Annotated in this window: 13 protein-coding genes; 1 reads left to right on the top strand and 12 read right to left on the bottom strand. The window is 31.7% G+C overall.

The features are described 5' to 3' along the window. Positions 1-78: 78 nt before the first annotated feature. From G6N05_RS09345 to argS, 11 genes are all read right to left on the bottom strand, one after another. A complete protein-coding gene (locus G6N05_RS09345) occupies positions 79-954 on the bottom strand; it encodes a bifunctional 5,10-methylenetetrahydrofolate dehydrogenase/5,10-methenyltetrahydrofolate cyclohydrolase (RefSeq protein ID WP_166127511.1) in 876 nt (291 codons plus the stop codon). Between the two features lie 66 nt (positions 955-1,020). Then, positions 1,021-2,373, bottom strand: coding sequence for a signal recognition particle protein (gene ffh, locus G6N05_RS09340; protein ID WP_166127508.1), 1,353 nt, complete (start codon positions 2,371-2,373; stop codon positions 1,021-1,023). A 119-nt stretch (positions 2,374-2,492) separates the two neighbouring features. Further along, positions 2,493-2,678 (bottom strand): hypothetical protein, encoded by a 186-nt coding sequence (locus G6N05_RS09335; RefSeq protein WP_166127505.1) that lies wholly within the window; start codon positions 2,676-2,678, stop codon positions 2,493-2,495. Between the two features lie 84 nt (positions 2,679-2,762). Then, complete coding sequence (locus G6N05_RS09330) at positions 2,763-3,230, bottom strand: hypothetical protein (RefSeq protein ID WP_166127501.1); 468 nt, start codon at positions 3,228-3,230, stop codon at positions 2,763-2,765. Positions 3,231-3,349: 119 nt separating this feature from the next. After that, a complete protein-coding gene (locus G6N05_RS09325) occupies positions 3,350-3,550 on the bottom strand; it encodes a DUF6132 family protein (protein WP_166127497.1) in 201 nt (66 codons plus the stop codon). After that, a complete protein-coding gene (gene trxA, locus G6N05_RS09320; protein WP_166127493.1) occupies positions 3,543-3,845 on the bottom strand; it encodes a thioredoxin in 303 nt (100 codons plus the stop codon). The genes G6N05_RS09325 and trxA overlap by 8 nt, the downstream gene beginning before the upstream one ends. After that, positions 3,838-4,041: a hypothetical protein gene (locus G6N05_RS09315; RefSeq protein ID WP_166127489.1), complete on the bottom strand. Its 204-nt coding sequence runs from the start codon at positions 4,039-4,041 to the stop codon at positions 3,838-3,840. Before G6N05_RS09315 ends, trxA begins: the two co-directional genes overlap by 8 nt. A 64-nt stretch (positions 4,042-4,105) precedes the next feature. After that, on the bottom strand, positions 4,106-5,779 hold the full coding sequence (locus tag G6N05_RS09310; protein WP_166127485.1) for an MBOAT family O-acyltransferase: 1,674 nt from the start codon (positions 5,777-5,779) through the stop codon (positions 4,106-4,108). A 6-nt stretch (positions 5,780-5,785) separates the two neighbouring features. Then, entirely contained in the window at positions 5,786-7,219 is a 1,434-nt protein-coding gene (locus G6N05_RS09305; RefSeq protein WP_166127481.1) for a GDSL-type esterase/lipase family protein, read from the bottom strand. Next, a complete protein-coding gene (locus G6N05_RS09300) occupies positions 7,212-8,669 on the bottom strand; it encodes an SGNH/GDSL hydrolase family protein (RefSeq protein WP_166127477.1) in 1,458 nt (485 codons plus the stop codon). Before G6N05_RS09300 ends, G6N05_RS09305 begins: the two co-directional genes overlap by 8 nt. Positions 8,670-8,811: 142 nt before the next feature. Then, positions 8,812-10,590, bottom strand: a complete 1,779-nt coding sequence (gene argS, locus G6N05_RS09295; RefSeq protein ID WP_166127472.1) for an arginine--tRNA ligase — start codon at positions 10,588-10,590, stop codon at positions 8,812-8,814. A 200-nt stretch (positions 10,591-10,790) separates the two neighbouring features. On the opposite strand from argS, the gene G6N05_RS09290 reads away from it, so the two are divergent. After that, positions 10,791-13,187 (top strand): outer membrane beta-barrel family protein, encoded by a 2,397-nt coding sequence (locus tag G6N05_RS09290; RefSeq protein WP_166127469.1) that lies wholly within the window; start codon positions 10,791-10,793, stop codon positions 13,185-13,187. A 77-nt stretch (positions 13,188-13,264) separates the two neighbouring features. Here the strand turns inward: G6N05_RS09290 and G6N05_RS09285 are convergent, their stop codons facing one another. Continuing rightward, positions 13,265-14,272, bottom strand: a complete 1,008-nt coding sequence (locus G6N05_RS09285; RefSeq protein ID WP_166127464.1) for a 3-oxoacyl-ACP synthase III family protein — start codon at positions 14,270-14,272, stop codon at positions 13,265-13,267. Positions 14,273-14,353: the final 81 nt, after the last annotated feature.

Raw genomic sequence — 14,353 nt, 5'->3', positions numbered from 1 at the left:
GTTGTCAAAAAAATACTAAAAAGCGTAAAAAAAGTCCCAATTAATTAAAATTAGGACTTTTTTTATTATAATTCTATTTTACTTTTTATTTGCTCTAGCTATTAAAGTATTTTTTAACAACATAGCAATTGTCATTGGTCCAACCCCACCAGGAACTGGTGTAATATAAGATGCTTTTTTAGAAACATTTTCGAAATCTACATCACCCACAATTTTATATCCTTTTTCTGAAGTTTCATCAGCAACACGAGTAATACCCACATCAATAATTACCGCATCATCTTTAATCATTTCTGCTTTTAGATAATTTGGAACCCCAAGAGCTGAAATAATGATATCTGCTTGTGACGTAATTTGAGTTATGTTTTTAGTATGTGTATGTGTAACCGTTACAGTTGAATTACCTGGAAAACCTTTTCTTCCCATCAAAATACTCATTGGACGACCTACAATATGACTTCTACCAATCACAACTGTATGTTTTCCTTGAGTTTGAACATTGTATCTTTCTAACAATTCTAAAATCCCGAAAGGTGTTGCTGGTATAAATGTACTCATATCCAACGCCATTTTTCCGAAGTTTTCAGGATGAAATCCATCCACATCTTTTGAAGGACGAATGGCCATAATAACTTCTTGTGTATCAATTTGTGGTGGCAAAGGTAATTGCACTATAAACCCATCAATATTGTCATCTTCGTTTAATTCCTTAATTTTTTTAAGTAATTCGGTTTCAGAAGTTGTACTTGGCATTTTAATTAAAGTCGATTCAAAACCTACTCTTTCACAAGCCTTTACTTTACTACCAACATACGTTAAACTCGCCCCATCATTACCTACAATAATTGCAGCTAAATGCGGTACTTTTTCACCGTTAGCTTTCATTTTTGCTACTTCCGCAGCAATTTCATTTTTAATTTCTTCTGATACTTTTTTTCCGTCTAGTAGTTGCATTTTATTTGTATTGTGAGTTGTTGTAATCGTATAAAAAAAGACGCAAATAGTCGCGTCTTTCAAATTTTATTTCATTCCGGGCATAGATGGCATTCCTTTACCGCCCATCATTTGCATTAATTTTTTTCCGCCACCGCCTTGCATCATCTTCATCATTTTGCTCATTTGGTCAAACTGTTTCATCAATTGATTTACTTCTTCAATTTTTCTACCAGCACCTTTTGCAATACGCGTTTTTCTTTTTACATCTATAATAGCAGGTTTACTTCTTTCTTTTGGTGTCATCGATTGTATAATTGCTTCAACATGTTTGAAAGCATCATCTTCAATTTCAACATCTTTTAAAGCTTTTCCAGCACCAGGAATCATTCCAACAAGGTCTTTCATGCTTCCCATTTTTTTAATTTGCTGAATTTGCGCTAAGAAATCATCGAAACCAAATTCGTTTTTTGCGATTTTTTTCTGAATTTTTCTTGCTTCTTCTTCATCATATTGTTCTTGTGCTCTTTCTACTAAAGACACCACATCACCCATTCCTAAAATTCTTTCCGCCATACGAGAAGGATAGAACACGTCAATGGCGTCCATTTTTTCTCCAGTACCAATGAATTTTATAGGTTTATTTACAACAGATTTAATAGAAATTGCAGCTCCACCACGAGTATCTCCATCTAATTTAGTTAAGATAACACCGTCAAAGTTTAATCTATCATTGAAGGCTTTTGCTGTATTTACAGCATCTTGACCAGTCATAGCATCAACAACGAACAATGTTTCGTGAGGTTGAATGGCTTTGTGAACGTTTGCGATTTCGTTCATCATTTCTTCATCAACAGCTAAACGACCCGCCGTATCAATAATAACAACATTGAAACCGTTTGCTTTCGCGTGTTTGATTGCATTTTCAGCAATAGAAACTGCATTTTTATTTTCTGGTTCAGAATAAACTTCCACACCAATTTGATCTCCAACAACGTGCAATTGGTTAATTGCTGCAGGACGATAAATATCACAAGCAACCAATAAAGGTTTTTTGTTTTTCTTTGTTTTTAAGAAGTTGGCTAACTTACCAGAAAAAGTAGTTTTACCAGATCCTTGTAAACCCGACATTAAAATTACTGTAGGATTTCCTGATAAATTAACACCGGCAACATCGCCACCCATTAATTCTGTCAATTCATCCTTAACTAATTTCACCAATAATTGACCTGGTTGTAATGTCGTTAATACGTTTTCTCCAATAGCTTTATCCTTTACACGAGTGGTAAAATCTTTAGCAATTTTAAAGTTAACATCGGCATCTAACAACGCACGACGCACTTCTTTTAAAGTATCGGCAACATTTACATCGGTAATTTTTCCGTGACCTTTTAGTATATGGAATGCTTTATCTAACTTATCGGTAAGATTATCAAACATAATAATTGAGCTTTTTAATGAAATGCAAATTTAGCAATTTGATTTTTAAGATATCAAATTATTGAAATAAAAAAAACCGCTTATTTTCATAAACGGTTAATTTTTTTAATAAAAACTTATTATTTTTTTGAACAACAAGATTTTTTAGCTGAAGTTGAACAAGATTTTGCATCTTTTTTATCAGTACAAGCTTTTTCAGTTTTAGCTGTTTTTTTCTTTTCTTTTTCTTTTTCTTTGAAGTCAACTACTGTTGCTGAAGAAACCATAAATGCCATTAAAGCAACGATTGATAATACTTTTTTCATGTTATTTATTTTTAAATTAATCTTTATTATTTATATTGAAATTCAAATATATAAAATTTTATATATCAAAATGATAAAATTTTCTTAATTTTTTTCAAAGGTAATATAATCAGTTCCACCACCTCCACCACTCACGTGAATTAACTGAATTCTGGTTGCAGTATAGGAAATAACATTCCAATCTTCTGTTAATTCAGTAAAATTTGCAGGTGCAGAAAAGGCAATATTGAAATCTAAATCATTACTTGGACTATCGTCATTACTATTATCTGAAGTTACCGACCAAGTTCCTGTATAAGTATTAGTTCCATTGGTTGCTGAAAGAATATTCCCTGCGCCAAAAGAAAAGTTATATCCTGAGAAATCTGAAGTTTCATCAACACCAGAGTCTTGATAAAATGTAATTCTCCATGTACCTGTATTAACCGTATTAATAACTGGAGTTGGATCTACACTATTGTTTACAGCTACATCATCTTCATCACTACATGACGAAAAAATAGTAACTATAAATAAAAATATGATAGCTGAAATTAATTTGATTTTTTTCATAATTATTAGATTTTAAAAACACTATAAAGATAACGAAAAAATACCATAATTAGTATGATTCAATTATTTGTCACTGAATCAATTAATTCATAAATTAGAGAATAAAAGATTAAATGCATTTATTCGATATTCTTTTTAGGTTTCTTTTCGAAAATATTAAACAATAATCCGCCCATCATAGCACCATATAAAGTACTATTCAAAGGTTTTGAAGTAATATTGCAAGTTCCTGTAGCGCAACCAACATAGTAATAATACAAATAGCCGAAAATTGCACCAAGTAAAATTCCTAAAATAGTAAGTTGATACTTTTTAAACATTGGTTTTTTGTTTCACGATGCTAACAATTTCATTTTTAGAAACCACACCTGATTGTCTCCATAACATTTTTCCGTTTTGAAACAACATCATAGTTGGCACACCTTTTACTTGAAATTGAGCTGCGATTTCTTGGTTTTTATCCACATCAATTTTAATGATACTAACTGTATCTCCTAAATCTTCTTTCGTATCCACTAAAATTGGAGCTAAAGCTTGACAAGGTCCGCACCAAGTAGCAAAAAAGTCAATTAAAACAGGTTTATTTCCGTTAATTAATTCTTGAAACTTACTCATCGTTATTTTTTTTAGTTGGTATATTACAACCGTTTGCTCCACATCCTAAATTAAAAATCGCTTGAAATAAAAAGAAAAACCCAAAAGCAATAAAAATCCATTGATTTTGCACATATGCTGTATAAGCGCAAAATAAGGCAATTGCAATTCTGAAAAAACGCATAAAATGCCAATTAGAAAACAATATTTTTTTCATAGTTTTAAATATTTCTGTAAAGATATAACAACTATAAACAACTCTTTGTAACAAAGATTACAGTCTAAAATTGGAAATAAATAAAAGGTTGTGGTCCGGCAGCTGCAGTCGCAAAAACCAACCAAAAAACTAATCCTAAAACAATGGCTCTTGTAATAAGAGGCATCGCCTTGAATACATTTTGAATTGCAACAGTAACTTTTTCAGGAATATAATGCCAAAAATAACCTAAGAACATTAAGATAAATACGTTTTGATACCCTTGAATAATGGTTAACCACTGATTGAAATCAAAAGTTACTTTTCCAATATTTTGAATGATTTGTAAGGCGGTTGTGAAATCTTTTGCGCGGAAGAAAATCCAACAAAAAGCCACAAAATGAAACGTAACAACGATTGCAAAAAACTTTAAAAACGGAGTTAAAAAGAATATTTTACGTTTTGTTGGCGGGTAATATTCTAAAAATATTTTATGAACAGCCAAAGCCATTCCGTGTAAAGCACCCCAAATTATGAAACGTAAACTTGCTCCGTGCCATAATCCGCCTAATAACATTGTAGTCATTAAGTTGACATTAGTGTACATTGTTTTTTCCTTTTCTTTTGAAAACAAGAAAGTGAAAATGAATATTACAGTTGAAGCAATAGCTATGATTAAAGGAATAGTACTAGTTTGAGAATACGAAATTCCCCAAAGGATTAATCCGAAGAAAAACAAACCTGGAAATAAAAATCCTGCAAAAGTTCCGTAACGGTTTCCTCCTACTGAAATATATAAAAAATCCTTTAACCAAGTGGATAATGAAATGTGCCAACGACGCCAGAAATCAGTGATAGAAGTTGATTTATATGGTGAACGGAAGTTGGTTGGTAATTTGAAACCTAACAATAAGGCCACACCGATTGCCATGTCAGAATATCCTGAAAAATCACAATAAATTTGAATCGTATATCCGTAAGAAGCCATTAAATTTTCGAAAGGCGTGTAACTATTTGGCAAATCGAAAACACGATCTACAAAGTTTAAAGAAATATAATCTGAAATGACTGTTTTCTTAATTAATCCACCAATAATTAAAAGAAACGCGCGGTTAATATCTTCTTGAGTAACGTTTAATTTCTGATAAATTTGCGGTAAGAAATCTTTCGCTCTAACGATTGGTCCGGCGACTAATTGCGGGAAAAACGATACGAAAAACAAATAATCTACAAAGCGTTTTGTCGGTTCGATTTCTTTGCGGTAGACTTCAATAATATAACTTATAGATTGAAAGGTATAAAACGAAATTCCAACTGGCAAAATCACATCAAAAAAGGCTAATTTTCCACCCGTTAAATTATTTGTAATATCAACTAAGAAATTACTGTATTTGAAATAGCCTAAAAATCCTAAGTTTAGAATAATACTAAAAGTCAGGCATAATTTTTTATTGATAATACTCGTAGTTCGATGAACTAAATTACCTAAATTATAATCGACAACCGCCGAACCTAGAAGCAATAAAAAGTAAATTCCACTCGATTTATAATAGAAAAACAGCGAAAACAAAATTACGTAAACCATTCGCATTGTATCTGCTTTTCTTAGTAAAATATACCAAAAATAAAAGACTAAAAACAAACCTAAAAATAAGCCCGTATTAAAAAGCAACGGTTCTTTTTCGTTATAAACGAACCATTTTTCAACTACTTCTGGAGTAATTTTGCCTATATTTTTATAAAACCATTCTTGTAACACGCTTCTTTATTTTTCTGATTTAAATAATTCGTAAGATTGTATGAAGGCGTCAAAAAACAATTCTCCTTGTTTTTCATAACCTGCATTGGAATAATGAACTTTATCTCGAGCCATCAAACCCATTCTCGAATTGATATTTATATTTTTATTTCCACCAAAAACATCTAATAAATTCCAAACGGCATACTTTTCAGTTGGTGCCATTTCTATGATTTTTTCAGCATATTTTTCTATGTAAATATTTTTATGTTTTCTATGTAAAACTGATGGTGGTGAAGTCGTTACTAAAATAGAGGCTTCTGGACATTTTTGTTTAATTCCGTCAATCATCGTTTTTAAATTTCCGAAATAAGTAGCAATGTCTTGCTTATCAAAACTTTCATTTGTTCCTAAAGAAATGACATATAAATCGGCTTCTAAAGCAGGTAATTGTTCGAAAAATAATGGGAATTTATTATAATCGTTACTTTTCGCACCATTAACACCGATTGCACTATAAGTCACGCCAGGCTTTTCATTTTCTAAAACTAAACCGTTTAAAGCAAAATCAGACGCATTTTCATTTCCAATAATTGTAATTTTATCGATTGGATTTACTGAAGTATAATTATTAGAATTTGGTGTATTTTCTAAAGCAATTGGTTCGTAAACATATTTTACCGTAGAAACCGTTTTGTAAGTGGTAACCGATTTTCCACCAGGAATTTTTAAAACTTTTCCATCACGAATATTGTCCGATGTCAATCCGTTAGCTGCTTTTAATTGTTTTAACGAAATGTTATATTTATCAGCAATTCCACCTAAAACTTCACCTGGTTTTATTTTGTGAGAACTGGTTGCTGGAGTTTTAACCGCGACTTTTTCCTGAGTCGTATAACTTTTTTTAGCAAAAGCGACATTAAACATGTTTTCGTTTTTTGGAGAAATGACTTTCAATTTTGTAAAATCGAATTGTGCATCTTTCACTAACATATCAATATGAAAACTTTTTTGTTTAGGTTCGAAAGAAATTCCACTTACACCAACGGGTTTGGAAGCATCTGCATATAAATTTCTTGCAGCTGAAAATCCGCCAGAACCTGTAAAACGAATAGGTGAACTATTATTTGTACCTGCTAAACTGTATGGAAAAGTGAATCCGAAACCTGCATTTCCAAAAACTTGTTGCATTCTTCTACGAATTTTAGCTGTAAACAAATCAGCTTGAATGTGCGAATCGCCAACATGAACAATTCGTACTTTTCTATCTTGATTTTCTTCTAATAAATATAGCTTTTCAAAAACATTAGCTAAGGCTTTTTCGTTTAAAATTACATTTCCAAAAGCTTCAAAATTTGCTGTATCAATCGCAACAGTTATACTATCTGTTTCTACTTTTAACGAATCGGTTTGCGAGAAACCAAGGGTTGCAAAAAGTAATATATATAAAAACTTATTCATTTAAAGTATCGTTAATTACAGGAACAGTATCACTTACAACCGCTTTTGGTTTTGCTTTTTTCTTAGCCAAAGCTCGTAATTTTTTATATTCTTGATAACCTGTATCTATTTGTTTATAAATCAGTTGTGCAATTTCTTTCGCACCTCTATGATTAAAATGCGTGTAATCTTTATTCGCTTTAGCTGGAACATTTTCTACCCATTTTACCATCGAACCATCGCCACCCATTAACGTATATAAATTGACTAAACCAGCTTCTGATTTTACTGCATAACGTTTTTGCGCCATCACTAAAGGCGAAACAGCCGAATCAGATTTCATTTGCATGTCGTATTTAGTAGCTTTATCTGCTGTTGTGATGATTAAAATGGCTGCACCTGGAAAACATTCTTTTACGTGATTGACAACTGAAGTCATTTTTCTTTCGTACCAAGAATAATTTAACGAACCATAATTCAATACGTTGGTTCCAAATTGTAGAATGATTAAATCGTAGCCTAATTTTTGTTGAAAGGCGTTCATCAAATCAACATTCAACGAACCTAATGGTAAGCCAGAATTTCCACGAGATGAAAAATTATCGACATGAATTCCTTTTCCATTATCGAAATTAAACCCATAAAACGGAATCGAATCGGCATTTATGAAATTTACTTTTACATTTTTAACATCACCAGCAACTTGAGTTGTATTCAACATTGAATTGGTATTCAACTTTTTGTAAACCGTATCTTTTCCGAAAATTTGACGTAAACTTCCTTTTTTATTTTTTGAACTTCCGTAAAATAAAGTTGGCGTATTTAAGGATGTTGAAAAACGATTTCTTCCTGCTTTATATTTTACCCAAGTAGGATTAGCAGTATCTTTTGCAAAAAACACCGAACCATTTACACCAAATGAACGTAAAGGACTTTTAGTTTTTAAGTACGATTGTGCTTTCCAGTTTGGAGAAAATTCGTGAATAATTGAACCTCTTGAACCTGCAGATTCTGATGTAATATTTACAAAACCTACACCTTCTCCACCAAAAATACTTTGAAATTGTGTACGAACATCTTGCACAATCATATCACCATCGGTCATAGAATCTCCGAAGTATGCAATACGCGCTTTTCCTTTTTTGTTGACTTCTAATTGGTATAATTTTTCGAAAAACGGAATCAAATACTGATACCCTTTATATTGTTCGAATTTTTCACTAGAAAATTTAATTCCAAGTGGATTCGAAACAAATGATATGGTTTTGTTTGTCAAAGTATCTTCTTCAGAAAGATTTCCGCTTTCTGCAACCGCTTCTAACATCAAACTATCCACCACAACATTTTTACTATTGGCAGTAGAATCTGGAAAAAGTTTTTTAGGTAAAAACGACTTAAATCCAATAAAAGATGCAATTGCAATTACTACAATTAGCCACGATTGAAAGAAATATGATTTGTTTTGGTTCACTTTTATTTGTTCTTAACCGCAAAGTTCGCAAGGATTTCGCAAAGTTCGCAAGGGTTTATTTTTTTATGAAATTCCTTTTATTTTGGCTTCGAGAACTAAGCCCACTCAACATCTGAAGCCACGGTAACTGAGGTTCTCGAAGTTACATACGTTCAGGAACACTAATTCCTAATAATCCAAAAGCGTTTTTGATTACGTTGCTTACTGAATTTGATAATTGCACTCTGAATACTTTTTTATCTAAATTGTCTTCTCCTAAAATCGAAACATTTTGATAGAAGGAATTGAATTCTTTTACTAAATCGTAGGTGTAATTCGCAACTAAAGCTGGACTATGATTTTCTGCCGCACTTTGAATTACTTCAGGGAATAATTGTACTTGTTTGATTAATTCTTTTTCTTTTTCGTGTAAATCAGCAAGTGTTACTTCGTTACTATAATCGAAAGTCGCTTTTCTTAAAATAGATTGAATACGAGCGTAAGTATATTGAATAAATGGTCCTGTATTCCCATTAAAATCAACTGATTCTTCAGGATTGAACATCATTTGTTTTTTCGGATCCACTTTTAACATGTAATATTTCAACGCGCCTAAACCGATAGTGTTGTATAAACTTGCTTTTTCTTCTTCAGAATACCCTTCTAATTTTCCTAAATCTTCAGAAATTTGTTGCGCAGTTGCCGTCATTTCTTCCATTAAATCATCTGCATCTACAACTGTTCCTTCACGAGATTTCATTTTTCCAGTTGGTAATTCCACCATTCCGTAAGATAAATGGAATAAATGTTGTGACCAATCGTAACCTAATTTTTTCAGAATTAAGAACAATACTTTAAAATGGTAATCTTGCTCATTTCCAACCGTGTATACCATTCCACCAATATCAGAAAAATCTCTAACACGTTGGATAGCGGTTCCGATATCTTGCGTCATGTACACAGAAGTTCCATCTGAACGCAATACAATTTTTTCATCTAAACCATCAGCCGTTAAATCAATCCAAACCGAACCATCTTCTTTTCTAAAGAAAACACCACTATTTAAACCTTCTTCTACTACATCTTTTCCTAATAAATACGTATTACTTTCATAATAATAACTATCGAAATCTACGCCTAAATTATTATAAGTCACAGCAAAACCATCATACACCCATTGGTTCATGGTTTTCCAAAGCTCGATTACTTCTGGTTTTCCGTTTTCCCAATCTAAAAGCATTTGTTGTGCTTCTAAAATAAGTGGTGCTTGTTTTTTGGCTTCTTCTTCAGTTTTCCCTTCTGCCATTAAAGCAGCAATTTCAACTTTGTAGGCTTTATCAAATTCCACATAAAAATTCCCAACCAATTTATCACCTTTTAAACCTGTAGATTCTGGAGTTTGTCCGTTTCCGAATTTCTGCCAAGCCAACATAGATTTACAAATATGAATTCCTCTGTCGTTGATAATTTGTGTTTTATAGACTTTTTTTCCAGAAGCTTTGATGATTTCTGCAACTGAATAACCTAATAAATTATTTCTTACGTGTCCTAAATGCAAAGGTTTATTTGTGTTAGGTGAAGAATATTCCACCATAATCGCTTTTTCGCCTTCTTTAGGAGTTACGAATCCGAATTTTTCAGTATTTTTTATACTATTGAAATATTCTAGGTAATATTTATCTGAAATTACAAGATTTAAAAACCCAGCAACCACGTTGAATTTAGCTACCTCAGCAACATTTTCAACTAAATACTCACCAATTTTTGTTCCAATCTCTACAGGATTTCCTTTAATCTGTTTTACCAATGGAAAAACCACCATAGTGATATCACCTTCAAAATCTTTTTTAGTCGATTGAAATTCAACGCGTTCCATAGAAATTTGAAACAGTTGTTCAACGGCATTTTGAATGGGTGCGGAAAGTAGTTCTTGTAAAGACATAATCGTTTTTTTAATAGCGTGCAAAGATAGAATTTTTAACGAATTGAAAAGTCGATTTGTAACAAAAATGTACAAATTTTGTCTAACAGTAAAATCGCGAAAATTATTAGTAAACAATTAACAAAGAATAAACAATAGTTAAATAGTTTTGCACCGTTTTTAAAAATCATCAATCAACTTTAATAATCAAAAAAAATCTAATGAAATTAATTAAAATTTTTAGCATTGTATTGCTATTTGTCGCCACAAATTTGATGGCACAAGAAACCAAACTAGGTGTTGTTTCTGGAAAAATCATTGACAAAACAACAAATGAGCCAGTTGGCTTTTCAACGGTTAGTGTTTTGGATGGAACGAAACCAGTAGCTGGAGTTTCAACTAAAGAAGACGGAAGTTTTGAAATCAAAAACTTAGAATTAAAAAACTTAACCTTAAAGGTAAATTTCATTGGATATAAAGATGCATCAAGAGCAATCAATTTATCTGAAGAAAGCAAAGAAATTAATTTTGGAAATATTACTTTAGAAGTAGAATCTAATACGATAGAAACAGTTTCTATTGTTAAAGAACGCTCAACAATTGAACAAAAAGCAGATAGAAAAGTAGTTACCATTGGAAAAGATTTAATTGCTTCGGGAACTACGGCTTCTGAAATTTTCAATAATATTCCAACAGTTAGTATTGATCCGCAAACTAAAGAATTAAGCTTACGTGGAAACAGCAATGTTAGAGTTTTAATTGACGGAAAACCAACCAATATTGATGCTGGACAATTGTTACAACAAATTCCGTCTGCTTCAATTAAGCAAGTTGAATTAATTACTAATCCATCTGCAAAGTACAATCCAGAAGGAAATAGTGGAATTATCAATATTATTTTGAATAAAAACAGTCAAAAGGGTTTTAATGGAAGCATTACATCTGGGTTAACAGTTGGTGTGACTCCAAAGACGAATCAATCTGTAAACTTGAATTATAAAGTTGGAAAAGTAAATTTCTATACAAATTATGGTTTTAATCATGGAAAAAATAGAAATTTTGGTTTTGTAGATAGTGAAAGACTTACTTACGAAAACTATCAAGATTTTAAATTTTCAAATGTTAACACTTCACATTTAGTAAAACTTGGTGCCGATTACTATATTAACGACAACAATACTTTATCTTTTTTTACTAATTTAAATTTCTTTGATGGAAAAGGACAATCGAAAACTTTTTCCGATTATTTAAGTCGACCAGATGAAACTCAAGACAATTGGAATAATAACGGAAACACGACACAAACTTATGATTTAGCTTTCAAACATAATTTTAAGAAAAAAGGTGAAACTATAGATTTTCAAGTAAATCATTCTATAACTAACAATGAAGATTTATCTCATTTCGTAAAAAATGGAGATTACAGTTTGAATGACATTAATGGAAAATCAACTTATTCACAATTTAATATTGATTATGTTAATCCACTTTCAGAAAAAGCAAAATTAGAATTAGGTTACGAAAGCAGATTACAAGCTGGAGAAAATACATTTAATGATTTACAACCAACTGAAACTACATTAAACCAGTTTGATTACAATAGAAATATTCACGCTTTTTACACTAATTACAGTAAGACTTTCGGAAAATTTAGTGCACAAGTTGGAGCTAGAGCTGAATTATATAATTTATATGCTCATCCTGTTAAAAATTCAACTGATCCTGCTGAAAATTCAAATATTGTGATTACCGATGAAATTTTCACTGTTTATCCTTCTACTTATTTGTCATACAAAATGGACGATAAAAATACGTTTAATGTTAATTACACAAGACGTGTTGACCGACCAAGTAACGGACAAATTAATCCAATTAGAGAATGGAGAACTGTAAATATGGAATCAAGAGGAAATCCAGCTTTAGAACCACAGTTTACTAACTCATTTGAATTAAATTACACAAGAAACATGAAAATTGGTTCTATAACTTCTGCTGTATTTTACAGATTAATTAATGCAGAAATTACGAGAGTTATTTACACAGATCCAAACGATACGAACTTTAATATTATGTCTTTTGACAATTTTAAGGACAACAACCAATTAGGTTTAGAAGTTAATGCGAATTTGAAATTAACTAAATGGTGGTCTACAAACGCTAGTGCTGATGTGTATTTTAAAACAGTTAGAGGAACAGTTGAGAACCTAGACAATGGAGCTATGGAAAACGGAGAAGTTGACGTGGCTACTTTTAACGCAAGAATGAACAACACTTTTACTGCTACAAAAAACTTAAAGTTCAATTTATTTGGAATGTATAGAGGAAGAGATTTAGGACTTCAATTTGAAAGAAAAGCGATGTATAAAATGGATTTAGGTGCGAATTACTCTATCTTAAAAGGAAAAGGTACACTTTCTGCTCGTTTAAATGACGTTTTCAATACGATGCATTTTGGATTTGAAGGTAGTATTCCATACAAAAGCGTTGGTGAATTCCACTGGGAAAGTAGAACATTCTACTTAGGATTAAACTACAATTTTGGTGGTGGAAAAAACAGAGAATTACAAAGAAAACAAAGAGACAAACAAGAAACTCAAGGTGGTGGCGGAATGTTTTAAAGAAGCATGAAGCTTGAAGTTTGAAGTAAAAAAGCGTTCAAGTATCCTGAACGCTTTTTTTATAATCAATAATGAAATTACCATCTAATAATCACGCTTCCCCAAGTAAAACCAGAACCGAAAGCAGCTAAAACTACTAAATCGCCACTCTTAATTTTACCTTTTTCCCAAGCTTCTGTTAAAGCAATTGGAATTGAAGCTGCGGTTGTATTTCCGTAATTCATAATATTATTGTACACTTGATCATCTGACAATTTAAATTTCTGTTGTATGAATTGAGAAATTCTTAAATTCGCCTGATGCGGCACTAACATGTTGATATCTGAAACTTCTAAATTATTTGCTTGTAAACCTTCATTAATCACTTCGCTAAAACGAACGACTGCATTTTTAAATACAAATTGTCCATTCATATAAGGATAATAACTTTCGTCATTTGGATCGTTATCTGCAATAATATCTGTCACCCATCTTTTCCCCATTCCTGGTGCAACTAATGCTAATTCTTCTGCGTGTTGTCCTTCTGAATGTAAATGTGTAGATAAAATTCCTTTGGTTACATCTTCTTCTCTTGACAAAACTGCTGCTCCTGCTCCATCTCCAAAAATTACAGATACACCACGACCTCTATCTGTCATATCTAAACCTGTAGAATGCACTTCGGAACCAATCACTAAAATATTTTTATACATCCCAGTTTTTATGTATTGATCCGCTATTGAAATGGCATATACAAATCCGGAACATTGATTTCTTACATCTAATGCACCAACTGTTCTTAAACCTAAATCGCGTTGTACTAAAACGCCTGGACCTGGGAAATAATAATCTGGTGAAAGTGTAGCAAAAATCACAAAATCAATATCTTCTTTAGCCACATTGGCACGTTGAATAGCAATTTCCGCGGCTTTTACACCCATTGAAGTTGTGGTATCTTCTCCTCTAATTACATGACGACGTTCTTTAATTCCGGTTCTTTCCTGAATCCATTCGTCATTGGTATCCATTATTTTTGATAAATCATCGTTGGTAACAACATTTTCTGGCACATAATAACCTAAGCCTGATATTTTTGAATGACACATAATTATAGTTTAAAGTGCAAATTTAAGAATTTTATAATTAAATCATATTTAAGCACATGATAATTACAAATATGTTAAAAT

Origin of the sequence: Flavobacterium bernardetii (assembly GCF_011305415.1) — a bacterium.
In the GTDB taxonomy this organism is placed as follows: domain Bacteria; phylum Bacteroidota; class Bacteroidia; order Flavobacteriales; family Flavobacteriaceae; genus Flavobacterium; species Flavobacterium bernardetii.
This window is presented reverse-complemented; position numbering and strand designations above follow the sequence as displayed.